Raw genomic sequence first — 25,768 nt, forward strand, 5'->3', positions numbered from 1 at the left:
GAACATGCAGATGAATGGGATGATTAATTCTAATGTTGAAAACAACGAGCGTGGTTTATTGCCGTACCCAATTATTTTAGCTGCAAATAAGGGTGAGCCAGAAGCAATGAAAGTAGTTATTCTGCATTATGGAAGCTACATGACCAGTCTGTCCATGCGTAAGCTTCGTGATGAGCGCGGGAACATTTATTGGGGTATCGATGAAGATACACGTGATCGTTTGCGTTCCAAACTAATGCAGTCTATTTTAACTTTCAAAATTTAAGTAGAGAGATTTCCCCTTTCATTATATTATTTGTTCTTTGACAAAGAAAGCATGGAAGATAACGCCATGCCGTATAACAAAAATCAGATACATTCTGCTGATGATAAGCAACCTGACAAGTACGCCAAGACTTCCAACATGGAACGAGCGAAATAATACGTTGTCTAAAACAATCGTGGTGGATTGCTGGCGATAACCCATCAGTCAGGATAATGATACTCCTCTATCGTCATGGTTCGAGCGTTTGAAGCGTCGCAAGCTATGAATAGGGCTGGAAGCAATACTTGCAGGGGTGAAATTCCCGTGGAGCTGTGACCAACAGCCGTCTGATTTTTGACTTTCAGTTTAACAAGATAAGTTACAGTAACTATTAAGTTATGAGAATAAGACCTTTTTTTAGTGCAAGAGCCAAATTCACGCAACGTATTAGAATTAGTTGTATAGACGCGATATAATAATAGACAGATATCAAATAGCATATCCTAGTCTATGGAAAGGAGTTTATATGGTCACAGTCACTAAAAAAGACTTGATAGCACTAGGTTATGGTCCTTCTTATTCAGCTGATATCATTAGAGAATGCAAAAAACTAATGATTTCAAAGGACCACACGTATTATCAATCTAAAAAGTTGGATCGTGTTCCTAAAGAAGCTGTAGAGGAAGTATTAGGGATAACTTTAGACGTGTGATTTGTACTTCTTGCACTAATTGCGTAAGGAGTGAAATCATGACTAAAGGTATCAACAAAAAAGCAAAGAACGGAACTTATTATTTTAGGGCAAATTTAGGCTATCATCCCATCACTGGTAAGCAAATCCAGAAGTACCGTAGTGGTTTTAAGACTAAAAAAGAAGCAAGGGAAGAATATTCTGAGTTACTACTAACAAAGTCAGACTCCTTAGAAGAAAAACAAGGGGACATTTTATTTCGACAGTTTATTGAAGATATTTTCTTACCTTGGTATAAAACACAAGTAAAAGGAAGAACGTACGATAATCGATTACCGACTGTAAGAAAACATTTCACTTTTTTTGATAACTTAATCACATCAGAAATTACCCCAATTCATGTTCAAAAATGGCAATTAGCATTATCTAAAAAGAAATATCGTTCTTCTTATATTAGAAATGTTCAAGGGGTGTTTTCCATGGCAATGGATCGAGCGGTTGTTTTAGGTTTAACCGAAAGTAATCCATCGAAAATTGTTGGAAATGTAAAAAAGACAAAGACAAAAATAGATTTTTGGACAAAAGAAGAATTTGAAAAAGTCATCTCCCTTTTTTATAAGGAAGACTACTATCAACATTTTTTATTTATTTCATTGTGGTTTTTGTTTATGACAGGCATGCGAATTGGAGAAGCCACTGCGATTCAATGGGAAGATATTGACTTTGACAAAGGTTTGTTATCAATCGATAAAACACTTTACTATAAGAATTTAGATAACTATTCTTTTGTAGAAACAAAAACAAAAGCTAGTGTTCGTCATATTGCATTAGATGAGGATACATTAATGTTACTCCACGAATGGAAGGAAAAGCAGCAATCTATCGTCCAAACCAATTTTGTAATGAGCTATAATGGTATCCCTACACAAAAGCATACGTTAGCAAATGCCATTACACGTTATTCAAAAAAGGCTGGGGTTCATCGAATAAGATTACATGCTTTAAGACATTCTCACGCTTCTCTGCTTATTAGTATGGGAGAAAACCCATTAATTATTAAAGATCGCCTAGGACATGAAGATATTGAAACGACACTCGGCACCTATGGACATTTGTATCCAAACAGTAATTTTGAGGTCGCTCATAAACTAAAAGGTATATTGTCTTATCAAACTGCAACTGAAAATAAAGATACTTCTCCCAAAAATCAATTCACAGTTCAATATTTGCGTAAGGACTTAGAAACAAATAATGCAATAACAATGCAATGAAAATAGAGTAAAGAGCCGAAACCCTTATAAACAAAGGGGTTTCAGCTCTCCTTCTACTACTCCCACTCAATGGTTGAAGGTGGCTTACTCGTAATATCATATATTACGCGATTAACATGGTCCACTTCATTCACAATTCGCGTGGATATCTTTTGCAGAACATCATACGGGATTCGAGCCCAATCAGACGTCATACCATCGACTGATGTCACAGCACGTATTCCGATGGCATGATCATAAGTTCGTTGGTCCCCCATGACTCCTACACTTTGAATCCCTGGAAGAACCGTGAAATATTGCCAAATGTCACGATCTAAACCTGCGTTCTTAATTTCTTCACGCAAAATCGCGTCTGACTCCCTGACAATTTCTAACTTATCTTCGGTTACTTCACCTAATACTCTAATAGCTAGGCCCGGACCTGGAAAAGGCTGGCGCCAAACAATGTGTTCAGGAATACCTAATTCTTCTCCAAGTACCCTAACCTCATCTTTGAACAGTGTGTTCAGTGGTTCGATCAAGTCAAACTCCATTCTTTCAGGTAATCCACCCACATTATGATGTGATTTGATAGTTTGAGCTGTTTGAGTACCACTTTCAATAATATCTGTATAAAGAGTTCCTTGGGCTAAATAATCAATGTCTTTTAATTTCGATGCTTCATCTTCAAAAACGTATATAAATTCATTACCGATAATTTTACGTTTTTGTTCAGGATCATTGACGCCTTTTAACTTACTTAAGAAACGGTCCTGTGCATCGACTTTAATCACATTAATGTTAAAACCTTCTCTAAACATTTTCATAACATCATCGGCTTCATTCTTTCTCAATAAACCGTGATCTACGAAAATGCACGTTAATTGATCTCCAATTGCTCGGTGCAATAAGACTGCGACAACTGAAGAATCAACACCACCGCTTAATGCGCATAGAACTTTTCGATCTTTAACTTGATCTCTAATTTTTTCAACCTCTAACTCGATGAAATTCTCCATCGACCATTCACCCGAACATTGGCATATACCCATAACGAAGTTTCTTAGTAGATCATTTCCAAATTCTGAGTGTTTAACCTCTGGGTGAAATTGAACACCATAGAAACCTTTTTCTTTATAACTAATAGCCGCAATTGGACAAGACTCATTAGAAGCATCTACTGTAAAGCCTTCTGGCACCTTAGTTACATGGTCACCATGACTCATCCAGACTTGTTGTTCATCAGGTAATGCTGTAAATAAATCTGAGTCGTTTTCTCTTTTAATAGTAGCTTTACCATACTCTCTTTTTCCAGCTCGTCCGACTTCTCCACCTAAGTGAAATGACATTAATTGCATTCCATAGCAAATACCTAATATCGGAATACCTAGTTCAAAAATTTCTGGATCAATCGAAAATGCATCCTCACCATAAACACTGTTAGGTCCACCAGATAAAATAATACCAGTCGGCTCTAATTCTTTTAGTTCAGAAGCTGTTACATGATGTGGATGTAATTCACTAAAAACGCCTATCTCACGAATTCTGCGAGTTATTAATTGATTGTACTGACTACCGTAATCAAGAACAATGATTTTTTCATTAATTGCTTTCATCTAAACACCTCTAATCTGTTCCGCCCCAAATAAAAAACTAGAATTCCACCTCAAAAATAGCTATAAAGGCAGAATTCTAGTCATAAGACTAATTAATGCCTTCATAGTCAGGTTGTTTACGGCAACCCGGTAGAGACTCTTGCCCCGTATTGGCAAGGATATATGAAGTGTATCACCGTTTCTTATTAGGGGTCGGTTAATTTTTAATTAAAAAGAGTAATTTGGAGCTTCTTTAGTTACTTGAACATCATGCGGATGACTTTCTTTTAATCCAGCATTCGTAATTCTAACAAAACGGGATTCTTCTCTTAATTTTTCTAAATTCGTTGCACCGCAATATCCCATTCCAGACCGCAATCCGCCAACTAATTGATATAACGTATCAGCAACTGGCCCTTTGTAAGGTACTCGACCTTCAATGCCTTCAGGAACAAATTTCTTATTCTCTTCCTGGAAATAACGGTCTTTACTTCCTTTTTCCATCGCACCTACAGATCCCATACCTCTATAGACTTTATATCGACGGCCTTGGAAAATCTCAGTTCGTCCTGGGCTTTCAGTTGTCCCAGCAAGCATGCTTCCTAACATAACAGCATGACCACCTGAGGCGATTGCTTTTACAACGTCTCCAGAGAATTTAATACCACCATCAGCAATAATCGGAACTCCATGCTTTCGAGCTTCCGTAGCACAATTATAAATGGCAGATATTTGTGGTACACCTACACCTGCGACAACTCTAGTTGTACAAATTGAACCTGGGCCAATTCCTACTTTGACAACATCAACACCAGCTTCAATCAATTCACGGGTCGCTTCAGCAGTCGCGACATTCCCTGCAATTAAGTTTACGTTAGGGTAAGCCTCTCTTAGCTTTTTAACTGTGTCAATAACACCTTGTGAATGACCATGTGCTGTATCAACAACTAAAGCGTCTACACCAGCATCAACAAGTTTCTCAGATCTTAATAGAACGTCACCTGTTACTCCAACTGCAGCAGCGACAATTAAACGCCCCTGAGCGTCAACAGCTGAATGAGGAAATTCAATAACCTTTTCAATATCTTTAATTGTAATAAGTCCTTTTAAGACTCCTTGTTCATCTACTAGCGGAAGCTTTTCAATTTTATGCTCTTGTAAAATTTTTTCAGCTTCCTCGAGTGAAGTTTCGACAGGTGCTGTCACCAAGTCTTCCTTCGTCATCACATCATCAATTTTCGATGAATAATCTTCGATAAATCGTAAGTCACGATTTGTAATAATCCCTACAAGCTCTTGATCATGTTCATTATTGACGATTGGAACACCTGAAATACGATATTTCCCCATTAGGTGTTCAGCATCAAATACTTGATGTTCTGGTGTTAAAAAGAATGGATTCGTGATAACCCCTCGAATCGAACGTTTGACTTGATCAACTTGATCTGCCTGTTCTTCGATTGACATGTTCTTATGAATCACACCTAAACCACCTTCACGGGCCATAGCTATAGCCATATCCGCTTCAGTGACAGTGTCCATCCCTGCACTAATAATTGGTGCATTAAGTTTTAAAGTCTCTGTTAACTCAACGGTTACATCAACATCTCTTGGCAAAACATCTGATTTCGATGGTAATAATAAAACATCATCAAATGTTAAACCTTCTTTTTGAAACTTTTGCTCCCAAACCATTAACCGAATCCTCCCCCTTTTCATTTTAAAATAGATTATCAACGAATTGGCTTAAATGTCAACACAAAGAGAATAAATAAAAAGATTCAAAATAAACAGAAAAAGTCAAGGTCATGGGACAACCCATAATCTTGACTGTATCAATATTAAATGACCTTAAAAGGCTCCGTCATTACTTTCGACTCTATGAATTCAACGTCTAGGTCTTGACTTCGTTCCCTTAAGATTTTGCTTAATTCTGTTTTCATAACTTTTTCAATGTGATGACCTGGGTCAATCATTTTTAGTCCCATCCCTAATGCATCATGGGCAGTATGATAATAAATATCACCAGTGATCAAGACATCGGCACCTTTCATTTTGGCTTGGTTAATATATTTATTACCATCGCCACCAATTACCGCTACACGCTTAATTTGTTTTGATTCATCTCCAACGACTCTAACAAATGGCACATCAAAAGATTGCTTAACATGTTCTGCAAATTGCTTGAGGGATTGGGTTTGAGACAATGCTCCAATACGTCCTAGTCCTCGTTTGGTTCCGGATAATTTTACAGGATAAACATCATAAGCCATCTCTTCGTATGGATGAGCTTCTTTAGCCACTTGAATAACATTGTTTAAAATAGACTCTGGTACAACGGTTTCCATTCTAACTTCTAAAACTTTTTCTATCTCCCCTTGTGAACCGATATAAGGGTTCGTTCCATCTAACGGTTTAAACGTCCCCGTTCCAGGTGTGTTAAATGTACAGTGGCTGTAGTTTCCAATATGGCCGGCGCCAGCTTCAGATAAAGCATCCCGAAATTGATTTTCATGACTCTCTGGTACGAATACGACTAATTTATACAGACGCTCTTCGCCTGTCTCAACTAGTATGTCGGTGTTTTCTATACCTAGCTGATTCATGAGCATATCGTTAACACCACTAGAGGCAATGTCTAAGTTCGTATGTGCAGCGTAAACCGAGATATTGTGCTGAATTAATTTCTGAATGATTCGTCCTTTTTCACTGTTTAAATCAATAGATTTAAGTGGTTTGAAGATTAATGGGTGATGAGCAATAATTAACTCGACATGATTCTCAATTGCTTCATCTACTACACTTTCTAAAACATCTAAAGCAACCATAACTCTAGATACTTTCGCGTTATAGCTTCCTACATGTAACCCGATTTTATCTCCTTCAAATGCATATGATTTAGGCGCAAATTCTTCAAGTATATTGATAACATCCTTAACTGTCGTCATCACTTATTTCCTCCTTAATCCATTGCGTTTGTTGGATAAATTCGTTCAACTTAGATGCTTGAACATTAGATGACTGTTTCATTTGTTGAATAATTCTCTCTTTTTTATGTAAAACACCACTCCATTTTCTTATAAAAACCTCACCTTTTGTTTGTAATAAAATGGGACCTAAATAAAGTTCCTTAGATGAGTAATGAATTGTTTTAGAACTTGACTCTAACACTAATATTTCATATATATAACCATCTTCATCCAAAATTTCTTCTTCAATGATTTCATATTGATGTTTAACAGCAAATTCTCTAATAGATTGAGCATCAATATTTGGCTGGAGAACTAACCTTTTGATGCTAGAAAGTTTGGAAAGTCCATTCTCTAAAATACTCGTTATCAAAGTTCCTCCCATACCCGCAATTACGATACAATCAACCTCTCCTGGATTTATTACCTCTAAACCATTTCCTAACCGCACATCAATCCGGTTTGATAGGTCATACTTCTTCACTTGATTGATTGCAGCCTCTAATGGTCCGACATTAACCTCTCCCGCTATGGCCTTAACACTCGAATGAGTTAGACAAACATAACACGGTAAATAAGCATGATCAGAACCGATATCCGCAAACACATTCGTTTCAGGAGGGACATAGCCTGCAACTTTTTCTAACCGTTTTGATAATTTAATTGTTGTCATTTTCAACTTCCTTATCCAATTTTAAAAAAGTCCAGAAACATCATGATGTTCTGGACTTTACTTATTATTCTTCTTGACCATTCAATAACCATTCGGCAATAACTTCTGCCTCATCAGCTGTCGCATAGTCTCCTGTCATTAAATTACTACCCTCAACACCGTTACTGATAATATCAACAAGTTCTTCTTGTGAGTAGCGATCTCCAACAGTCGTTAAATCTGGAGCATTACCTGAACCACTAAGGTCAGCACCATGACAAGATGTACAGTTATTCTGTTCTACTAGTTCTGCAGGGTCAAGTGTTTCTTCGCCTCCACCTTCACCTTCTGCTTGGTCCATTTGAGCTAGGCCCACCCCGCCCATTACGACCATTGTTACAATACCAAGTAAAGCAATAAGTGCGTATGGCATAATTAAATTTTTCTTCATGTTATTTGACCTCCTTCGTTGCGCTATATGTAAAACGTATAAACTCAAACTATACTTATTTTACTCGAAAAAAGTTCAAACTGAAAGGGAGAAATTGTGAATATTTTATATAAATAAATTTACTAGTAAGATTAATAAACCAACTAGACCAGATACCATTAAGTAAATCCATTTGTTCCAAAAACCTAATGAAATCCATAATAAACAATGAAAGAAAACTATCAAATAATAGTTCAATTGAAGATCTAAAACTTTACCCAATGATATAGTACCTGTAAGCCCAACTAATAATATTAATATGATGGGGAGGTGTACCACTATAGAATTGATTCTCTTATAATATACAACATGGATAATCGCAATCGCTAATACTCCGACAATTAAAGCTAAACTCATGAATAAAGAGTTATCCATCCATAGGATTAAGTAAATGGAAATAGGGATGAAAAGCAACAGGAAGAGAAAGTTAATATAAAACCATAACCTTCCTTGTTGCTTTTGATTGGAATGATCAAGTCCCTCACCATGAGAATAAATCATTAATAGAAAATCACAATATTGTGCAGGTAAAAGTTTTGATTCTTTCCAATACTGTATTTCTTTTATAATGAGTTCCTTTCGTTCAATGCCCATGGTACCCCCAATGAAAATACATTACCTACTCTAAGAAATCTTTTAAGCGTTTGCTACGACTAGGATGTCTTAACTTTCTAAGAGCTTTAGCCTCAATTTGACGGATACGTTCTCTCGTCACCCCAAAGACTTTCCCTACTTCTTCAAGTGTTCTAGTTCTGCCATCATCAAGGCCAAAACGAAGACGTAACACATTTTCTTCTCGATCAGTTAGAGTATCTAATACATCTTCTAGTTGCTCTTTTAATAATTCATAAGCCGCATAATCTGAAGGTGATTGGGCTTCTTGGTCTTCAATAAAATCACCTAGATGAGAGTCATCCTCTTCACCAATTGGTGTCTCTAAAGAAACAGGTTCTTGAGCAATTTTCAGAATTTCTCGTACTTTATCTGGAGTTAAATCCATTTCTTCAGCAATTTCTTCAGGAGTTGGTTCGCGTCCTAAATCCTGTAATAATTGACGTTGAACACGAATTAATTTATTAATGGTTTCAACCATATGAACTGGGATACGAATCGTTCTAGCTTGGTCAGCTATTGCACGAGTGATTGCTTGACGAATCCACCATGTCGCATACGTACTAAACTTAAATCCCTTGCGATAATCAAACTTCTCAACGGCTTTAATTAAGCCCATATTTCCTTCTTGAATTAAATCAAGGAATAGCATACCTCTACCAACATAACGCTTCGCAATACTTACAACTAGTCGTAAGTTGGCTTCTGCTAACTTCTGTTTTGCTAGCTCATCTCCCTGTTCAATGCGGTTAGCTAATTCAATCTCATCGTCCGCTGTTAAAAGATCGACACGACCTATTTCTTTAAGATACATTCTCACTGGGTCATTGATTTTCACCCCTGGTGGGACACTTAGGTCATTTAAATCGAATTCTTCTTCTTTTTCTATTTTCTGCATGTTAGGGTCCTCGTCATTTTCACCTATCACGTCAATGCCTTCATCGGCAAGGGTTTCGTAAAATTCGTCCATTTGATCTGAATCCAGGTCAAAATGGCCTAATTTATCGGCGATTTCTTCATATACGAGAACGCCTCGTTTTTTACCAATCTCAAGTAACTGTTCTTTTGATTGATCGAGTGTTAGGTCTTGTTCTTCTAGACCTTCTTTTGGATCTACTGGCTTATTAGCCATCCATAACCCCTCCTTCCAAACTGGTTGCTGATATTCATGTCATGTTCTTCTTCTTTAACTCAATTATTTTCATTCCAATTCGCGCTGCAGATTGATGATCATTTTCTTTTTCAGCTTGCTTTAACATCTGCTTTAAAGTTCTAAGCTCTGGACTTGAATCACTTTCCTTCTTAATCACATGAATATAGTCATCAAGCTCTTGTTCACTTAACTCATCATTTATTGGCATTAAAGCTAACTCTACAGCTAATTGTTTAATTGAACCGTCATTTAAACGTTCAACAAATCGGCTAACGTTCGGTTCGTTCCCTTCCTCATAATATGCGTATAAATAGGTGACTAATACTTGATGATCTTCAAGATTAAATGAGGCACCTAATCGATTTTGAACTCGATCCGCAATGTACGGATCCTGAAGCATATGTGCAATTAGATGTCTTTCGGCATTTTGATAAGCACTAAATAATTTTTGAGGTTTGTTCCAATTATTATGCTCAAAGCTTTTTTTCTTAACATGATTATCATTATCTTTTGAGCGGCGCATTATTCTTCTACGGCTGTCGATTTCTTGAAGTAAGGTACTTCGGTCTAATTTAAATGTTTCTTCCAATTCATTTAAATAAAAATCTCTTTCAACTGCCTGATTAACCGTAGCGATAATATCTAACGCTTTTTCAACATATTGAACCCTATCGTGATCTGTATTTAAATTGTAGTTCTTTTTTATATATTGTAGTGAAAAAGCCACATAACTTTCGGCTGATTGAATCAGCTTTTGAAATGCTTCAGAACCATGTTTTTCAAAATATTCATCAGGATCCATCTCATTAGGTACATTCGCTACTCTTGCGTTCATTCCTGCATCGTTTACAAGTTTTGCTGATTTGTAACTAGCTTCTTTACCAGGGGAATCTCCGTCAAAACAAATAATGACTTCATCGACGTATTGTTTCAATATTTTTACATGTGTATCTGAAAGGCTTGTCCCCATCGTGGCAACTGCATGATAAACACCTGCTTGATAAGCTTTAATCACATCTGCATAACCTTCAAACAGTACCACTTGGTTTAGTTTTTGAAAATGTCGCCTTGCTTGATGAAAATTATATAGAATTTTACCTTTATGAAAGAATTTTGATTCAGGACTATTTAAATATTTAGGTTGTATATCATCTTGTATAGACCTTCCGCCATAACCAATGATTTTACCTTGGTGATTGTGAATCGGAAAAATAACTCTTCCTTGAAATCTGTCAAAAAAGGTATTCCCATCTCGGCTGCTTAATAAACCGTATTGAACCAAATTTTCAACCTCAAAACCTTTACCTTTTAGAAAGGTGCTCAAGAATTGATCTTTCCTTGGAGAATACCCTATTTGAAAGTGTTCGATAGCCTCTTCAGAAAATCCTCTATTTTTTAAGTAGTTAAGAGCATCTTTGCCATCTTTAGTGTGTTTCAGTACATGATGAAACAATTTGTTAGACCATTCATATGCTTTTAAAACACTTTGATCTTCATTTGAATAAGCAGGTCCTTGTTGTCTGTTAAGCCACTCATCTGGTAATGAATCACCACTTTTATCGGCTAAATGCTTAATGGCTTCAATAAAAGATAAGTTTTCAATTTCCATGATAAAAGATGTGACATTACCACCTTTACCACAACCAAAACAATGAAAAATTTGTTTTTCCGGTGATACAGAAAATGACGGAGTGTCTTCACCATGAAAAGGACATAACCCAAAATAGTTACGACCTTTTTTGGTTAATTTAATGTAATCACTTATAACATCGACAATGTTATTGTTATTTATTATTTGGTCTATTGTCTCTTGTGGAATTCTGTTTGCCATCTTCATCACCATGTGATTTATTTCGATACTTGTTACAAAATACCTTCAAGCATCGACAAAAAATTACCCTTGTAAAAATATTGTCACATTATTTGATTCATTATATTATATGTATACCCTCTATGTAGTTGGAGAAACTAGTGTGTACCTTAGTAAGATTATCTATTATTCTACTTCTTTCCACAAATATCGATTATAACTTATTCATTTAAAATATGCGAACAGTTTGATTGATGTTTTAATATTTGGAATTAATAGATATTTATTGTCTGATACAAATGAAAAAGCTGCTATAGTTAGCAGCTAAAATTAGTTTTTTACTTTTTTATTTTTCTCAAAATAACATTGGCTGTTTCTTCGACAGCTTTGTTCGATACATCAATAGTATCACAGCCTATTTCTTCTACAACTTTGTTAAAATAATCAATTTCTTCTTGTATTCGTTCTTTCCTCGCATAATTGGCTGATCCATCTAACCCTAATGCTTTTAACCTTTCCGTTCTAATATGGTTTAATTTTTCTGAACTTATCCTTAATCCGATACACTTTTCAGCCGGTACTTGGAACAGTTCTTCTGGTGGGTCTACCTCAGGGACAATAGGTACATTCGCTACTTTGAGACGTTTATGAGCTAAAAATTGTGATAGAGGTGTCTTAGACGTTCTTGATACACCAATTAAAACTAAATCCGCTTTTAAAATGCCTTTTGCATCGCGTCCATCATCATATTTAACGGCAAACTCAATGGCTTCAACCCGTTTATAATAATCTTCGTCTAATTTATGTACCAAACCAGGTTGTAAGGTTGGCTTCTTTTGTAAATGGTCTTCTAACTCTTCTAATAATGGTCCTAGTAAATCTATAGCTCTTACTTGAAACTGATTAGATAAATCTTTCATTTTTTGTCTAAACTCAGGTTTTACTAATGTAAAAGCAATCATCCCATTATTTTCTTTAGCTAAATTAAAGGCGTCAACCATCGTAGCTTCATCATCTACATAAGGTATGCGCTGTATTTTCATATTTTGATCCGAAAACTGGCTTAATGCTGCTTTAGCTAGAAGCTCTGCCGTTTCACCGACAGAATCTGAAAGCACATAAAAAATAGAACTCATCTAAAATCCTCCCTATAACTTATTCCTCTCTGACTAAGTCGACAAATGCTTTAGTGATGTTTGTTTTAGTTAATCGTCCTACCACTTCTTGTCCATCTTCACGATCTACCACAACCGGTAGAGCATCGATTTGGTTTTCAATTAACTTAGTGGCCGCATCGACTAATAAATCATCCTTATAGCATATTTTGATCTTCGGTATTCTAGTCATGATAATATGTACCGGAACGTCTGACAACTCTTGATTTCCCATGGAAGCTCTAAGTAAATCTTTTCTAGATAGTACCCCGACTAATAGGGCCTTTTGATTCACCACAAATAAAGTTCCTACATCCTCTAAAAACATCGTTGTAATAGCATCATATACAGATACTTGATCATTGACAACCACTGGAACAGAATGTTGGTCTCGAACTTTTAATTTTTTTACTTGTTCTGAAATCAGTTCACTGCCTGTTTTTCCTGTATAAAAATACCCTACCCTCGGCCGAGCATCAAGAAACCCAGCCATGGTTAGGATGGCTAAATCAGGTCTTAAAGTCGCTCTTGTTAAGTTTAAACGTTCTGCTATATTTTCCCCTGTAATAGGTCCACTCTCTTTAACGATTTCTATGATTTGTTCTTGTCGGTGAGTTAATTCCATCTTATTACCACCTCTACCTAATCTGACATACTATATTTAAATATTATATACTATTTCGGCAACAGAATAAAGAAAACTCGCCAATCGGCGAGTAAATAGGTGGCTCCAAATAATAAATTTGCGTCATCACGTGTTTACTATATCACATAACCTACTCTAATAAGTGAATTTGATCGAGAAAACGCTTAGATTTGATCGGCATACCTCCAAAACGCTCATAGTAGTGATCTAAAATATCCCGAATTAACTTTAATGTTTCATTTTTAATATTTAAATTACGAATTCTTTTAATACTTGTTTGACTCATAAGCTTAAGAACATTATATATTTGAGGTGTTATCTTAATATAATCTTCAGAGCGATATATACATTGATCACAAATCACGCCACCTTCATACACTGAAAAAGCTGCTACAGGTCTTTCAGTATGACCATTCACACAACTATCTACTACTGGAGCAATTCCAGCAACGTAATACATTTTTAGTTCAAACATTATAGATATAGCTAAAGGCGAATCACCGTCTATAATTCGCTCTAAACTCACATAAAGTTCATCAAATATGTTAGAATTGGGCTCTTTTTCATTAACGACTTTCGATAAAAGTTCACAGATATATGATACATAAGCCGTTAAAACAATATCTTCTCGAATTGTCCTCATGCTATGTAATATTTCACCCTGATGTATGGTCCCTAATCCTCGTCCCATTTGCACTAAAAAAGAACCATATATAAATGGCTGCGTAATAGCAGCCATTCGACTTTTGGACTTTTTAGCGCCTCTAGCAACAGCACTAATTAAACCATATTCTCTTGTATATAAAGTTACAATTTTATTATTTTCCCCGTAATCTTTAGTTCTGAGAACAATACCTTCAACTTTTTCAAACATCCGTCTCCCGTGCCTTTTATTAAATTTTATTGACTATTGTTCGCTAACGTCGTTTTCGACTGTTGCATTTGATCCTTTTGGTGCGTACTTCGATAGGCTTCCTCCATTTGTTTCATCAATAAATATGTCTCAACACTTCCAGTTTTACTAAAAACTTTCCAAGGTAAATCGATCATTAAAATCTCCACCTTTCAGATTTATTGATCACAAACAAATGTCCACTCTGCTTGATACACACCTGCAAAGATAATTGCATGGTGATTTCAATCAGGATGAAAACATTTTTTATATATTCATATCTTCTCTCGAATTAGCAACTTCATAAGTATTAAAAATTACCAGTTGACATTAGTACTCATCTTCGTTATAGCCAAAATCACGTAATTGATGCATCCGGTTACGCCAATCTTTCTCGACTTTCACCCATAATTCTAAATAAATTTTTGAGCCTAAAAGATTTTCAATATCTTTTCTTGCTTCAGTTCCAATTTGACGTAACATTTTTCCTTGTTTTCCAATAATAATTCCTTTTTGTGATGGACGCTCTACAATAATAGCAGCTTGTACATCAATTAGTTTAGATTCCTCGTCAGATTGAATTCCTTCAATAACAACTGCAATCGAATGAGGAACTTCTTCACGAGTATAATGTAACACTTTTTCTCTAATTAATTCACTTATAATAAAGCGTTCTGGATGATCTGTTATTTGATCTTCTGGATAGAATTGAGGTCCTTCTGGCAAATAACTTTCCATAACCTCTAATAGATGGTTCACATTATTTCCATTAAGCGCTGAAATCGGAACAATCTCTTTAAAATTCAGCTTTTCTTTATAAAACGAAATTAACGGTAATAATTCGTCCGGGTGAACTTCATCTATTTTATTGATAACCAAAAATATCGGTTGTTTAACATTTTGTAGCTTATCAATTATAAATTGATCACCTTTACCAAATCCTTCTTTTGCGTTCACCATAAACATAACTAAATCGACTTCATTTAAAGTGTTGATAGAAGATTGAACCATAAAGTCGCCTAATTTGTGCTTAGGTTTATGAATTCCAGGTGTATCTATAAAAACAAACTGAGCATTTTCTTTCGTGAATACACCTTGAATTTTATTACGAGTCGTTTGAGGTTTATCACTCATGATCGCAATCTTCTGACCTAGCACGTGATTCATAAAAGTTGATTTCCCTACATTTGGTCGTCCAATAATCGCTATAAATCCTGATCTAAAGTTGTCATTCATATATTAAGTCTCTCCTAGTTAGGTTTGTTTTTTATTTTACTATAAAGCTGAGCAGATTTCATTTGTTCGACAAAAGATATCGATAAAAGACAAAAGAGTATTCATTTTAAACGAATACTCTTTCATTAAAAGAAATTTATGATCTTGGGTAAAAATATGATAATGCCAATCATGGCGGCAAATATAGCGGCAACAAGAACTGCCCCTGCACTAATGTCCTTAATATTACGTGCGTGTTCATGCCTTCCAGTAAATATTTGATCGGTTATTTTCTCAATAGATGTATTCAATAGTTCTGCAATTAAGACGATGGCAATTGCAATTAATATGAATACCCATTCAATCGCATTTAAGGTTAAAATTAATCCGGTAAATAACACAATAAGCATAGCTACCATATGTATTTTCATATTTCTTTCAAATTGAATGGCTTTGAAAATACCTCTTATGGCATGTCTAAATCCGATCTTATTCATCTCGCTTCAATCCGAATTCCTCTAGAATATGTTCTTGTCTTTCGAACATTTCTTTTTCTTCTTCAACGGTTTGATGATCATATCCCAATAAATGAAGAAAGCCATGAACGATTAGAAAACCTAATTCACGTTGATATGAATGATTATATTCTTCGGCTTGCTCTTTAGCCTTTTCTAACGACACGACGATATCTCCCAAATGTTCGGGTAAGTTATCTCCCACTATTTCCATTTCATTTTCTCCAGACTCTTGCATAGCAAATGAAATCACATCTGTTGGCTGGTCTTTTTGTCGATATTCACGATTAATATCTTGAATCTGCGTGTTATTAACAAATGTAACGGACATCTCCGCTTCTGAATTCACTTCTTCCATTTCAGCTGCATACTGCAACAACTTCGATAACCAATTCTTTTCTTCTTCTGTTATCTGGTTAAGTTCATCATTAAAATCAATGTTCATTTTAGTGACCTCCTGGCATTAAATGCATCATGTTGTCCTTAGGGTATTCAATTCTAGCATGGAAAATCCCATTTAACATATCACAAATATTCTTCTCTATCGTTAAAACTTCATGAATCGTTAAATCACTATCATTAAATTGGCCATCCATTAAACGATCATTTATAATCGAGCGCACAATTTGTTTGATTTCCTCATTAGTGGGTTGAGTCTTTGATCTAACAGCCGCTTCAACTGAATCACATATATTGATGATAGCGGCTTCTTTAGTTTGAGGAATCGGACCCTTATATCTAAAGGTTGATTCTTGAACTTTAGAATTTCGTTCTTTTGCTTTGTAATAAAAATACTTTAATAAAGTCGTCCCATGATGTTGTTCAGCTATATCAATAATCTCCTGAGGCAAACCGTATTCTTTAAGTAATTGGGCACTATCATATGGATGTTGTAAAATTATCCGTGCACTATCTTCTGGTGGTAGAGAATCGTGAGGATTATGACCACTTTGATTTTCTATAAACATATGCGGCTTTAATGCCTTTCCAACATCGTGATAATAGGCTGCTACACGAGCTAACAATCCGTTAGCTCCAATCGATTCACAAGCTGATTCACTTAAGTTTGCAACCATCACACTGTGTTGGTACGTTCCAGGAGCTTCCACTAAAACTTTACGTAATAATGGATGATTAGGATTTGATAAGGATAACAATTTCGACTCTGTTAACATATTAAACCCAGCTTCTATTAAAGGTAATATACCTAATGTCAATATCACTGCAAATAATACTGAAACCATTGAAAATACCAAAGAAAGTATAAAGTCCGACGACATCATAGTCCAGGTTGACCATGTTCTAAGTTCAAATATAACAATTAATACAAAATGGACCGATAATAAAGATGTCGAGGTCTTTAGCAAAGTCTTTCGGTCTTTTATAGACTCAAACATAAATACCGCAAACCATTGAGATAGCAACAAATAAATAAACAATTGCCACATGCCAAAGTCGGTAGCTATAAATAAGAAACTACCGAACACAGCCATCATGACCGATGATATTAATGCAAATCGTTCATTGATAAAATATTTTATTAATATTGAAAAAGCGGCTATTGGTGTCATATAAAAAATTATTGGAAGATCTATATCAATGGCTTGTATAGCAAACATTATTAATAGCATGCCAGAGCCTAAGAACGAAAAGGTTATCGTTTCTTGACTATACCAGTTCGGTTGGTTATGAATTTCAATGCGAAGCAGTACTCCTAATAATAAACCAACACTTATGGCCATCAACAATTCATTTACCGTCATGTATTGTTGAAAATATTGAATAACCATTAACCCTATGAATACAGTCGGTGTCATGAAAAGCGTTAATATATTGTAGATATTAATATTTTTAAAATTAACGAAGAAAAGTGTTTTTTGCTTTTTTGCTAAATTCATTTTCATACACCAACTTTTCAATTATATTATTTTTCGTAGGCTTCAATGACTTTTTGAACGAGAGGATGTCTTACAACATCTGAACCTTTTAAGTAGTTAAACGAAATACCGTTAATACCACTTAAACGATCTTCAGCTACTTTCAATCCTGATGTTACACCTTTAGGTAAATCAATTTGGGTAATATCCCCTGTGATGACCATTTTTGAACCAAAACCTAAACGAGTAATAAACATCTTCATTTGCTCAGGTGTAGTATTTTGAGCTTCATCTAAAATAACAAAAGCATCGTCTAGTGTACGTCCTCGCATATAAGCCAAAGGAGCAATTTCGATCGTTCCCCGCTCTAATAAACGTACTGTATGTTCCGTCCCAATTACATCATGGAGAGCATCATATAATGGCCTTAAATATGGATCAACTTTTTCTTTTAAATCACCCGGTAAAAAACCTAAGCTCTCACCCGCTTCTACCGCTGGACGGGTTAGAATTAAGCGTTTGACCTCTCCATTTCTTAAAGCCTTAGCAGCCATTACAACAGCTAAGTATGTTTTACCAGTTCCGGCTGGCCCAATTCCAAAAACTAAATCATTCTTTTTTATAGATGAAACATAACCACGTTGCCCTAATGTTTTAACACGAATCGGTTTTCCTTGCTGGTTTTTAGTAATTTCATCTTCAAATAAAGTTTCAAACTGCTCTATTTTACCTGATTTTGCTAACTCTAATCCATATATGACATCACGTTCAGTGATGTTAATGCCTTTTTTAATAACTTTTAGAACTGATTCTAATAAAGAAAAAACGATATTAACATCTTCTTCTTCCCCAACAATTTTCACTTGTCCACCGCGAGTGATAATTTTAACAGGGATGAAATGTTCGATTTGTTTTATGTTACGATCATTTGTTCCAAATAAGTTTAATGTATCTGAATGATCTTCTAAGTGTAAGTCAATCGTTTTATTCGTTTCTGTCATACATCAGTCTCCTTGATCAATAATTTGTTCTTTGGTGATATCTTCTAAAACTTTAACAAACATTTCTAATTTAACTTTATCATTGTCCCTTTCCTCGTGCAAAACTTTTTGGTAGAGCACTTCAACAGACTGTCCGAGCTTACGTTTAAGCTGTTCATCAATGACCTCTTCAATAACTTGATTATCATCGATGGTATCGACAGATGTGTTCTCTGGATAGAAATAACGTTTCTCAATAGAAAATGGTGTCTCCCAAAATAAAAAATAAATTGGTTTAGTTTCTTCTAATAACAGACGATCATTTTCCGATTTGTTTGGAAACCAATCCCTCTGACCAAATCCAACTCCGTATTCCTTTTCAACATCATCTATAAGGTCTTTCTTTTCTACAGCTAAATCAACTGTTCCTGTTATATTATACCAAACTTCTGCTATAACTTCCCCTTCAGAATAAGTGTAAATATCTTTTTCATCATCTAATTTTCCAGTTACTAAAACATCTCCTTTACGTACAACATCGTTTATTCTAACGAGTGGTCGTCCATTTGTTACATACATTTGTTGAATGGTTCCAGAATTAGTTGCTATTAAATTACTTGGGTCTCGTTCTTGATCATGAATAGTATTTTTATTTTCCTCGATCATTATGTGAAATGAAGTGCCTGTCCGTTTTATTCCCACATATGATACATCTTCAATTTTATTCATAATTTCTCGCTCAATAGAGCTAATGGATTCCATACTTTGTATAAATGTCCCTCTGTTTAATCCTAAAGTCTCTATTAATTCCTCAACTTCATATCTAACTTCTGGTGTTCCCCCGGTAATCTCAACTTTCCAAATCATATTCGACAGAACAAATATAAAACTTATGACTAACACGACACTTATAATGATTGGAAATATTTTCTTTCGTTTTTGATAATAATGTGGTGCTCCACCCCTCTTTTGAAATGAAACTTTACACTTAAATTCTCTTCTTATACTTCTCAAATGGAAAGCATCTAAATAACGCATTCTTAAAGTAATCGTATTTTCATTTACTCTTTTCACATTATAAAAAGGTATATCATTCCTATGAAGGTGTTTAATCATAAGTTCTGGGGATTTACCTGTAATCGTTACGTAGACATACCCATTAAAAAATTTTTTACTAATCGTTGGTCCCTCCTATCTATTTTACCTTTTGTGTTCGACGCTGTTGATTTTTCCTTCAATCACGATCTCTTTCTTTAATAAATTTTTTATCACCATGTCTTCACCATGAACTCTTATTAAACCATTGTGTTGTTTCACTTCAATAAGATTTGATTCAAATGTTATCAGCCCATTATGGTTTTCAATATATAAATGAATGTCACCTACCATCGTTATACGTGGGTAATCAAAAACAATATCAGCAGGTAATTTTAATTGTCCGGTTAGCCATTGATTGATTCGTTTTCGCACTGGTCCCATTCAAAATCCCCCTATCAACACCAATTTATGAAAGAATTCATAAATGTATCACAATATACTATGAACTAAATTTAAAAAACAAAAAAACCAGGATAGTTTTATTCACTATCCTGGTCTTGAACGATTACCTATTTTGTTTGGCTTTCGGTTTACCTAAAACTTCTGCCATCATTAAACTTTCGATTAATCGTCTATTATTTAAATTTTTACGAATAGAAACGCCATGTACTGCGTCTTGATCTTTTTTAAATAACGAATGTTGTTTAATCTTATCTAAATTTTTATCTGTCTTACTTTGTTCACGTCTCTCTCTTGATTCTTGTAATTGTTCATACCACTTATTGGTCGTATCAATTTGAATATCCTCCTCAGTTTCTGTTCTTGAAAGTGTATCAACTTTTACTTCGGCAGGTTTTTGTTCCGTTTTTTCATAAGTGGTAGGTTTTGGTCTTTCTTTACGAACAGGCCGTTCTTCTGAACTATTATCTTCAGACTTTTTAAATAGACTTAATAGACCTGCAATTAATGCGATGAGTACAAAAGCATTATTAAATAAAGCTTCTATTAATCCCATGTTATATCACCTGACCATTCAGGATTATTTCTGTTCATCATGATGATCGTCAGAATCCTCTTTATTCAGCTTACTAATCATTTCACGCATATCTGTGTCGGCTAAAACGTTCTTGTAGTTCACATAATCCATAACGCCCATATTACCACTGCGTAATGCTTCAGCAAGCGCTTTTGGAACTTCAGCTTCTGCTTCAACAACTCGTGCCTGCATTTCTTGTACTTTTGCAACGTTCTCTTGTTCTTGTGCAACCGCCATAGCACGGCGCTCTTCCGCTTTCGCCTGGGCAATATTTTTATCAGCTTCCGCCTGGTCCATTTGTAACATAGCCCCAATGTTCTTACCGATATCTACATCAGCAATATCGATTGATAAGATTTCAAAAGCGGTTCCAGCATCTAATCCTTTAGATAAGACATTTTGAGAAATTAAATCTGGATTCTCTAGTACTTCTCCGTGACTCTTAGAAGAACCGATTGTACTTACAACACCTTCACCAACACGTGCAATAACCGTATCTTCTCCTGCACCACCAACTAAACGATCAATGTTAGCACGGACTGTAATTCTAGCTTTCGCCTTAACCTCGATACCGTCCATTGCAACACCGGCAATAAATGGTGTCTCAATTACTTTAGGGTTAACACTCATTTGAACCGCTTCAAGAACGTCACGACCAGCTAAATCAATCGCTGCACAACGTTCGAAACTTAATTCTATGTTCGCACGGTGAGCCGCAATAAGTGCGTTTACCACACGGTCAACATTACCACCTGCTAAGTAGTGACTCTCTAATTGATTCGTCTTAACATCTAATCCCGCTTTATGTGCTTTAATTAAAGGATTGATGACCATTCGTGGTACAACTCGACGTAACCTCATACCAATTAAAGTAAAAATGCTAATTCTAACACCAGCTGCTAATGCACTAATCCATAGCATCACTGGTACAAATGTAAATAAAATAGCAATGGCTATAATGAGTACAGCCACAATTATAAGTGGAAATAAACTTTCAGTCCCCATTCATACTCCTCCTAAATAATAATTATTTTATTTTTGAACTTCTCGAACGACAATTCGAGAACCTTCAACCTTAACTATTTCGACTTCTGCTTCGCTAGCAATGAATGATCCTTCAGAAACAACATCTAGACGTTCCCCGTCAAACACAGCCGTGCCAGAAGGTCTTAAATATGTCAACGCACGACCTTTTAAACCAATTAAATCCATACGGTTTTCATTCGATACATAGCCTAATTCGGATTTCGTTGAATCCTGTAAGACAATATGTCTAAGTATTCCCTTATTGAAATCTAACTTTTTGAACAAGACGATAACTAAAACGATTGAAACAAGTAAAGCGATTCCAATACTAAATGCCATATGTCCCATATCAGCACCAGACACTAATAATGCACCTAATATGGCACCACCACCAATAATTCCTAATATTCCACTTGGTACAAATATCTCAAGTATAATACATATGAGGCCGACTAACAATAATATGACAGACTCATATCCTGCTAAACCTGCGACTAAATGTCCATAGAAAAATAATATTAACGATACTAATCCTAATATACCAGGAATTCCAAAACCTGGCGAGTATAATTCGACAATTAATCCAATACTTGCAATAGATAATAAAATTGGAATGACAACTGGGTTGGTTATAAACCTCGCTATTTGTTCCGAGATGGTTAATTCTGACTCCGTTATTTGTGGATTGTTAATTTCAAGTAATTCAAACAAATCACGTCTATTCTCAGCTATACCTTCTGCATAACCAACCTCAACTGCCTCCTCAGGACTTAAAGTTAAAAATTCTCCTTCAGGTGCGCCATAATCAGGTAAGTCAATGTTTTCATTGGCCATTGCTTCAGCATATAATGGATCGCGCCCATTGGATTCTGCTGATGCACGCATCGCTTTAATCCAGTCTGACTGAGCTTTTTTATCTGCAGCGTTTCCATCAGACGTAATCACTCCAGCCGCTCCCATACGAGCATTAGGCTTAAAATATATTTCATCTGCATTAAGTGCTATGTATGAACCAGCAGATGCTGCCTGATTAATGACATATGCTACCGTAGGTATATCAGTTCCTGTAATAAGATTGGCGATGTCATTTGCAGAATCAACCCTCCCACCAGGAGAATCAATTTCAAATACAATTAAATCTGCAAAGCTTTCCTCAGCTTCTCTAATACTTCTTTCCAAAAATGCGACTAATCCTTGTTCAACATCATCCTCTACAGGTATTACATAAATCGAAGCAGAATCTTCATGTTGGTCTGCATCAATCGGCGCTTGGTTTAACCATAAAAACGAAAGCGTTAAAATGATTAATACATATAATCTTCTTTTCATCTGAACCCCCCTCTCACACTATTATCCTAAAATTATATACGTTTAAGCAACCAATTTTGTTTCAAAAAAATAAATACCTAACCTGAACATAAATCATATAAATATGTTCAAAGGTTAGGTATTTATCATATAGTCATTATTGTAAATGGTTCAAAACCATTTTATTTACTTTAGAGCCATCTGCTTGACCTTTAACCTTAGGCATAACGGCACTCATCACTTTCCCCATATCACTTTTGGATGATGCTCCGACTTCATTAATCGTTTTAATGACAATTTGCTCAAGTTCTTCATCAGACAATTGCTCTGGTAAATAACTTTGAATAATTTCTAATTCTTGCTCCGTTTTTCCTGCTAGATCTTCACGATTTGCATTCTTAAACTCCTGGAGGGAATCTTTTCTTTGCTTTACTTCACGCGTTAACACTTGCATTTCATCGTCTTCAGATAACTCTTCGCCCTTTTTAATAGCTTCATTCTGTAATGAAGACTTCACCATGCGAATAACAGTGAGACGATCTTTTTCCTTGTTCTTTAATGCTTGTTTCATATCTTGATTTAAACGTTCAAGCAAAGTCATTCCATGTTACACCCTCTTCTATTTTTTACGCTTTCTAGCAGCTTCTGACTTTTTCTTTCTACGTACGCTAGGCTTTTCGTAGTATTCACGCTTACGATACTCAGACAATGTGCCGTTCTTTGAAACACTACGTCTAAAGCGTCGAAGAGCATCTTCAATTGACTCATTTTTTTTAACGCGAGTGGTATTTGACATGCTCAACCCTCCCTCCAAATAAAACACAAAATAAAACATGTGCACCTTTCACACATCTTTAGTTATTATATTAAACATTTCTATAAAAATCAATAACCATCAAACTTTTATTCATGTTTCCAATACAATCCCATAAAATTAAATGAGGTGTTGATGCATGTACCATGTTATTATGACAATCTTTTTATACATTGGAATATTCCTTTTTGGAATAACATTAATGCGACTAGGAATTAAAGGTCTGACTTTTAATCACCTTGAGAAAATCACTCCTAATTTATCACCTATTAATGGGCTTTTATTAGGGTTATTCATGACGATGATTCTACAAAGCAGTTCAGCATCTATAGCTTTATTAATCACCTTTTTAGCTACTATTAAAGTGTCATTACCTTTCGCCATAAGCTTTTTAATTGGGGCTAATATTGGGACAACCTTTACAGCTCAATTGTTTGTATGGAATGAGATTCATTTAATGTTTCTATTTCTTGTGACTGGGTTTCTCATGATTCTAATTTCTCGCCATAGAATTTTATTAATTGGATTGATCATTTTTGGATTAGGCGTTATATTTAGCGCACTTAATGGATTTGAAAGCCTAGTCCACATGATTCCAACCGAACGCATACAATATATTGTGGATTCTGATCATAATACACCGTTTGCGCTATCCGTATTCGGAATGATTTTTACGATGATCATTCAATCTTCGACAGTCGCAACAGGCATGTTGATGAGTTTCTCACATGAAGGTACCATTCCATTAATTCAAGTTTATTATGTATTACTAGGCGCTAATATCGGAACGTGCTTTACCGTTTATTTAGTGTCACTTAGACAACCATATGAAGCACGCATTACAGCTTATGCCCATATCTGGATGAATGTTCTTGGGGCGATTATTGCTTTCCCTTTATTGGTAGGACAACCTTTAGTGGAAATCGCCCAATGGTTATCTAATATTCCGGAACAACAAGTTGTATGGATCGCGGTCAGTTATAATATATTAGTTGGCATCATCTTCTTCGTTTTCATGAAGCCATTTATCAAAATTCTAACCGTCATACATAGACAGCGTGCAAATTAAACAATAAAAAAGAGCCATGAACAATCAATGATTCATGGCTCTTCTGTATATTAGTAATCACTAGTTGATTCGTTTCCTTTAACAATATCTACACCAGCTGAAGCACCAATACGAGTAGCACCAGCATCAATCACCGCATTAGCATCTTCTAGATTACGAACACCACCTGATGCTTTAACACCCATTTCAGGTCCGACTGTTAATCTCATAAGGCGAACATCTTCCACGGTAGCTCCGCCTCCTGAAAAACCAGTAGAAGTTTTAACAAAATCCGCACCAGCTTGTTTAGCTAGTTCACAAGCTTTTACTTTTTCATCTTTTGTCAGTAATGAAGTTTCAATAATTACTTTAACAAGTGCTTGATCTCTAGCAGCATCAACCACTGCTTTAATATCTCGTTCTACTTCTTCATAACGTCCATCTTTTAGTGAACCAATATTAATCACCATATCAATTTCATTAGCGCCATTTTCTATCGCATTTTTAGTCTCAAAAGCTTTTGTTTCAGGAGTAGTCGCTCCTAACGGAAATCCAATTACAGTACAAACTTTTACGTCTGAGCCTTTTAATAATTCATGGCAATGTGCAACCCACGTTGGATTAACACATACTGATGCAAATCCATACTCTTTCGCTTCGGCACAAATTTCGTTAATTTTTTCTGCCTGTGTATCAGGTTTTAATTGAGTATGATCAATCATTGATGCTAAGTTTGTATTTGTCATATTAAAC

General features: G+C 35.4%; 29 protein-coding genes and 1 riboswitch. Of the genes, 4 read left to right on the forward strand and 25 right to left on the reverse strand.

All coding sequences use genetic code 11. The features are described from left to right. From BMY57_RS03235 to BMY57_RS03250, 3 genes are all read left to right on the forward strand, one after another. Positions 1–265, forward strand: a 265-nt coding sequence (locus tag BMY57_RS03235) for a helix-turn-helix domain-containing protein (protein WP_439895781.1), incomplete at its 5' end; no start/stop codon positions are given. Between the two features lie 505 nt (positions 266–770). After that, positions 771–956 carry a DUF3173 domain-containing protein gene (locus BMY57_RS03245; protein ID WP_091772595.1) on the forward strand — a complete coding sequence of 62 codons (186 nt, stop codon included), beginning with the start codon at positions 771–773 and terminating at the stop codon, positions 954–956. Between the two features lie 38 nt (positions 957–994). Next, positions 995–2,206, forward strand: a complete 1,212-nt coding sequence (locus BMY57_RS03250; protein WP_091772596.1) for a site-specific integrase — start codon at positions 995–997, stop codon at positions 2,204–2,206. A gap of 56 nt (positions 2,207–2,262) precedes the next feature. Here the strand turns inward: BMY57_RS03250 and guaA are convergent, their stop codons facing one another. The 24 genes from guaA to rpsU form a co-directional block, all read right to left on the reverse strand. Further along, positions 2,263–3,801, reverse strand: a complete 1,539-nt coding sequence (guaA, locus tag BMY57_RS03255; RefSeq protein ID WP_091772597.1) for a glutamine-hydrolyzing GMP synthase — start codon at positions 3,799–3,801, stop codon at positions 2,263–2,265. An 84-nt stretch (positions 3,802–3,885) separates the two neighbouring features. Continuing rightward, a riboswitch (purine riboswitch) is annotated at positions 3,886–3,987 on the reverse strand. Between the two features lie 21 nt (positions 3,988–4,008). Then, positions 4,009–5,475 carry an IMP dehydrogenase gene (gene guaB / locus BMY57_RS03260; protein WP_091772598.1) on the reverse strand — a complete coding sequence of 489 codons (1,467 nt, stop codon included), beginning with the start codon at positions 5,473–5,475 and terminating at the stop codon, positions 4,009–4,011. A gap of 146 nt (positions 5,476–5,621) precedes the next feature. Then, positions 5,622–6,728 (reverse strand): Nif3-like dinuclear metal center hexameric protein, encoded by a 1,107-nt coding sequence (locus tag BMY57_RS03265; protein ID WP_091772599.1) that lies wholly within the window; start codon positions 6,726–6,728, stop codon positions 5,622–5,624. Further along, positions 6,715–7,422 carry a tRNA (adenine(22)-N(1))-methyltransferase gene (locus tag BMY57_RS03270; RefSeq protein ID WP_091772600.1) on the reverse strand — a complete coding sequence of 236 codons (708 nt, stop codon included), beginning with the start codon at positions 7,420–7,422 and terminating at the stop codon, positions 6,715–6,717. The genes BMY57_RS03265 and BMY57_RS03270 overlap by 14 nt, the downstream gene beginning before the upstream one ends. Before the next feature lie 64 nt (positions 7,423–7,486). Continuing rightward, positions 7,487–7,852, reverse strand: coding sequence for a c-type cytochrome (locus BMY57_RS03275; protein ID WP_091772601.1), 366 nt, complete (start codon positions 7,850–7,852; stop codon positions 7,487–7,489). Positions 7,853–7,957: 105 nt separating this feature from the next. Next, complete coding sequence (locus BMY57_RS03280) at positions 7,958–8,485, reverse strand: hypothetical protein (protein ID WP_091772602.1); 528 nt, start codon at positions 8,483–8,485, stop codon at positions 7,958–7,960. A 25-nt stretch (positions 8,486–8,510) separates the two neighbouring features. After that, positions 8,511–9,635, reverse strand: a complete 1,125-nt coding sequence (gene rpoD / locus BMY57_RS03285; protein WP_091772603.1) for an RNA polymerase sigma factor RpoD — start codon at positions 9,633–9,635, stop codon at positions 8,511–8,513. A 34-nt stretch (positions 9,636–9,669) separates the two neighbouring features. Next, positions 9,670–11,487, reverse strand: a complete 1,818-nt coding sequence (gene dnaG, locus BMY57_RS03290; protein ID WP_091772604.1) for a DNA primase — start codon at positions 11,485–11,487, stop codon at positions 9,670–9,672. Positions 11,488–11,804: 317 nt separating this feature from the next. Beyond that, entirely contained in the window at positions 11,805–12,602 is a 798-nt protein-coding gene (locus BMY57_RS03295) for a pyruvate, water dikinase regulatory protein (protein WP_091772605.1), read from the reverse strand. 19 nt (positions 12,603–12,621) lie between these two features. Next, positions 12,622–13,245, reverse strand: coding sequence for a transcriptional regulator CcpN (gene ccpN, locus BMY57_RS03300; RefSeq protein ID WP_091772606.1), 624 nt, complete (start codon positions 13,243–13,245; stop codon positions 12,622–12,624). 151 nt (positions 13,246–13,396) lie between these two features. Next, on the reverse strand, positions 13,397–14,140 hold the full coding sequence (gene recO / locus BMY57_RS03305) for a DNA repair protein RecO (RefSeq protein ID WP_091772607.1): 744 nt from the start codon (positions 14,138–14,140) through the stop codon (positions 13,397–13,399). Between the two features lie 26 nt (positions 14,141–14,166). Next, a complete protein-coding gene (locus tag BMY57_RS03310; protein ID WP_091772608.1) occupies positions 14,167–14,316 on the reverse strand; it encodes a YqzL family protein in 150 nt (49 codons plus the stop codon). A 172-nt stretch (positions 14,317–14,488) separates the two neighbouring features. Further along, a complete protein-coding gene (gene era / locus BMY57_RS03315; protein ID WP_091772609.1) occupies positions 14,489–15,394 on the reverse strand; it encodes a GTPase Era in 906 nt (301 codons plus the stop codon). Positions 15,395–15,519: 125 nt separating this feature from the next. Continuing rightward, positions 15,520–15,870 carry a diacylglycerol kinase family protein gene (locus BMY57_RS03320; RefSeq protein WP_091772610.1) on the reverse strand — a complete coding sequence of 117 codons (351 nt, stop codon included), beginning with the start codon at positions 15,868–15,870 and terminating at the stop codon, positions 15,520–15,522. After that, positions 15,863–16,333, reverse strand: coding sequence for an rRNA maturation RNase YbeY (gene ybeY, locus BMY57_RS03325; protein WP_091772611.1), 471 nt, complete (start codon positions 16,331–16,333; stop codon positions 15,863–15,865). Before ybeY ends, BMY57_RS03320 begins: the two co-directional genes overlap by 8 nt. A gap of 1 nt (position 16,334) precedes the next feature. After that, positions 16,335–17,786 (reverse strand): HD family phosphohydrolase, encoded by a 1,452-nt coding sequence (locus tag BMY57_RS03330; protein ID WP_177176319.1) that lies wholly within the window; start codon positions 17,784–17,786, stop codon positions 16,335–16,337. 26 nt (positions 17,787–17,812) lie between these two features. Further along, complete coding sequence (locus BMY57_RS03335) at positions 17,813–18,766, reverse strand: PhoH family protein (RefSeq protein ID WP_091772613.1); 954 nt, start codon at positions 18,764–18,766, stop codon at positions 17,813–17,815. Between the two features lie 3 nt (positions 18,767–18,769). Beyond that, a complete protein-coding gene (gene yqfD, locus BMY57_RS03340) occupies positions 18,770–19,924 on the reverse strand; it encodes a sporulation protein YqfD (protein WP_091772614.1) in 1,155 nt (384 codons plus the stop codon). A 21-nt stretch (positions 19,925–19,945) separates the two neighbouring features. Continuing rightward, positions 19,946–20,224, reverse strand: coding sequence for a sporulation protein YqfC (yqfC, locus tag BMY57_RS03345; protein ID WP_091772615.1), 279 nt, complete (start codon positions 20,222–20,224; stop codon positions 19,946–19,948). A gap of 124 nt (positions 20,225–20,348) precedes the next feature. Then, entirely contained in the window at positions 20,349–20,798 is a 450-nt protein-coding gene (locus tag BMY57_RS03350) for a YqfB family membrane protein (RefSeq protein ID WP_091772616.1), read from the reverse strand. Positions 20,799–20,822: 24 nt separating this feature from the next. Continuing rightward, positions 20,823–21,824, reverse strand: coding sequence for a flotillin-like protein FloA (gene floA, locus BMY57_RS03355; RefSeq protein ID WP_091772617.1), 1,002 nt, complete (start codon positions 21,822–21,824; stop codon positions 20,823–20,825). Between the two features lie 27 nt (positions 21,825–21,851). Then, entirely contained in the window at positions 21,852–23,174 is a 1,323-nt protein-coding gene (locus tag BMY57_RS03360) for an NfeD family protein (RefSeq protein ID WP_091772618.1), read from the reverse strand. Between the two features lie 136 nt (positions 23,175–23,310). Further along, on the reverse strand, positions 23,311–23,754 hold the full coding sequence (locus BMY57_RS03365; protein WP_091772619.1) for a GatB/YqeY domain-containing protein: 444 nt from the start codon (positions 23,752–23,754) through the stop codon (positions 23,311–23,313). Positions 23,755–23,772: 18 nt separating this feature from the next. Further along, on the reverse strand, positions 23,773–23,949 hold the full coding sequence (gene rpsU, locus BMY57_RS03370; protein ID WP_054753022.1) for a 30S ribosomal protein S21: 177 nt from the start codon (positions 23,947–23,949) through the stop codon (positions 23,773–23,775). Between the two features lie 157 nt (positions 23,950–24,106). Here rpsU and BMY57_RS03375 point away from each other — a divergent pair, with 157 nt between their 5' ends. Then, positions 24,107–25,036, forward strand: a complete 930-nt coding sequence (locus BMY57_RS03375) for a Na/Pi symporter (RefSeq protein ID WP_091772620.1) — start codon at positions 24,107–24,109, stop codon at positions 25,034–25,036. Positions 25,037–25,086: 50 nt separating this feature from the next. Here the strand turns inward: BMY57_RS03375 and deoC are convergent, their stop codons facing one another. Continuing rightward, a complete protein-coding gene (deoC, locus tag BMY57_RS03380; protein WP_091772621.1) occupies positions 25,087–25,761 on the reverse strand; it encodes a deoxyribose-phosphate aldolase in 675 nt (224 codons plus the stop codon). Between the last annotated feature and the right edge of the window lie 7 nt (positions 25,762–25,768).

The sequence above is a fragment of the Piscibacillus halophilus genome (genome assembly GCF_900110685.1).
GTDB classification, from domain to species: Bacteria; Bacillota; Bacilli; order Bacillales; family Alkalibacillaceae; genus Piscibacillus; species Piscibacillus halophilus.

What these genes read in the sequence shown, in the direction of transcription:
- BMY57_RS03245 (WP_091772595.1), top strand. Translation starts at nt 771, where the DNA reads ATGGTCACAGTCACTAAAAAAGACTTGATAGCACTAGGTTATGGTCCT.
- BMY57_RS03250 (WP_091772596.1), top strand. Translation starts at nt 995, where the DNA reads ATGACTAAAGGTATCAACAAAAAAGCAAAGAACGGAACTTATTATTTT.
- guaA (WP_091772597.1), bottom strand. Translation starts at nt 3,801, where the DNA reads ATGAAAGCAATTAATGAAAAAATCATTGTTCTTGATTACGGTAGTCAG.
- guaB (WP_091772598.1), bottom strand. Translation starts at nt 5,475, where the DNA reads ATGGTTTGGGAGCAAAAGTTTCAAAAAGAAGGTTTAACATTTGATGAT.
- BMY57_RS03265 (WP_091772599.1), bottom strand. Translation starts at nt 6,728, where the DNA reads ATGACGACAGTTAAGGATGTTATCAATATACTTGAAGAATTTGCGCCT.
- BMY57_RS03270 (WP_091772600.1), bottom strand. Translation starts at nt 7,422, where the DNA reads ATGACAACAATTAAATTATCAAAACGGTTAGAAAAAGTTGCAGGCTAT.
- BMY57_RS03275 (WP_091772601.1), bottom strand. Translation starts at nt 7,852, where the DNA reads ATGAAGAAAAATTTAATTATGCCATACGCACTTATTGCTTTACTTGGT.
- BMY57_RS03280 (WP_091772602.1), bottom strand. Translation starts at nt 8,485, where the DNA reads ATGGGCATTGAACGAAAGGAACTCATTATAAAAGAAATACAGTATTGG.
- rpoD (WP_091772603.1), bottom strand. Translation starts at nt 9,635, where the DNA reads ATGGCTAATAAGCCAGTAGATCCAAAAGAAGGTCTAGAAGAACAAGAC.
- dnaG (WP_091772604.1), bottom strand. Translation starts at nt 11,487, where the DNA reads ATGGCAAACAGAATTCCACAAGAGACAATAGACCAAATAATAAATAAC.
- BMY57_RS03295 (WP_091772605.1), bottom strand. Translation starts at nt 12,602, where the DNA reads ATGAGTTCTATTTTTTATGTGCTTTCAGATTCTGTCGGTGAAACGGCA.
- ccpN (WP_091772606.1), bottom strand. Translation starts at nt 13,245, where the DNA reads ATGGAATTAACTCACCGACAAGAACAAATCATAGAAATCGTTAAAGAG.
- recO (WP_091772607.1), bottom strand. Translation starts at nt 14,140, where the DNA reads ATGTTTGAAAAAGTTGAAGGTATTGTTCTCAGAACTAAAGATTACGGG.
- BMY57_RS03310 (WP_091772608.1), bottom strand. Translation starts at nt 14,316, where the DNA reads ATGATCGATTTACCTTGGAAAGTTTTTAGTAAAACTGGAAGTGTTGAG.
- era (WP_091772609.1), bottom strand. Translation starts at nt 15,394, where the DNA reads ATGAATGACAACTTTAGATCAGGATTTATAGCGATTATTGGACGACCA.
- BMY57_RS03320 (WP_091772610.1), bottom strand. Translation starts at nt 15,870, where the DNA reads ATGAATAAGATCGGATTTAGACATGCCATAAGAGGTATTTTCAAAGCC.
- ybeY (WP_091772611.1), bottom strand. Translation starts at nt 16,333, where the DNA reads ATGAACATTGATTTTAATGATGAACTTAACCAGATAACAGAAGAAGAA.
- BMY57_RS03330 (WP_177176319.1), bottom strand. Translation starts at nt 17,786, where the DNA reads ATGAATTTAGCAAAAAAGCAAAAAACACTTTTCTTCGTTAATTTTAAA.
- BMY57_RS03335 (WP_091772613.1), bottom strand. Translation starts at nt 18,766, where the DNA reads ATGACAGAAACGAATAAAACGATTGACTTACACTTAGAAGATCATTCA.
- yqfC (WP_091772615.1), bottom strand. Translation starts at nt 20,224, where the DNA reads ATGGGACCAGTGCGAAAACGAATCAATCAATGGCTAACCGGACAATTA.
- BMY57_RS03350 (WP_091772616.1), bottom strand. Translation starts at nt 20,798, where the DNA reads ATGGGATTAATAGAAGCTTTATTTAATAATGCTTTTGTACTCATCGCA.
- floA (WP_091772617.1), bottom strand. Translation starts at nt 21,824, where the DNA reads ATGGGGACTGAAAGTTTATTTCCACTTATAATTGTGGCTGTACTCATT.
- BMY57_RS03360 (WP_091772618.1), bottom strand. Translation starts at nt 23,174, where the DNA reads ATGAAAAGAAGATTATATGTATTAATCATTTTAACGCTTTCGTTTTTA.
- BMY57_RS03365 (WP_091772619.1), bottom strand. Translation starts at nt 23,754, where the DNA reads ATGACTTTGCTTGAACGTTTAAATCAAGATATGAAACAAGCATTAAAG.
- rpsU (WP_054753022.1), bottom strand. Translation starts at nt 23,949, where the DNA reads ATGTCAAATACCACTCGCGTTAAAAAAAATGAGTCAATTGAAGATGCT.
- BMY57_RS03375 (WP_091772620.1), top strand. Translation starts at nt 24,107, where the DNA reads ATGTACCATGTTATTATGACAATCTTTTTATACATTGGAATATTCCTT.
- deoC (WP_091772621.1), bottom strand. Translation starts at nt 25,761, where the DNA reads ATGACAAATACAAACTTAGCATCAATGATTGATCATACTCAATTAAAA.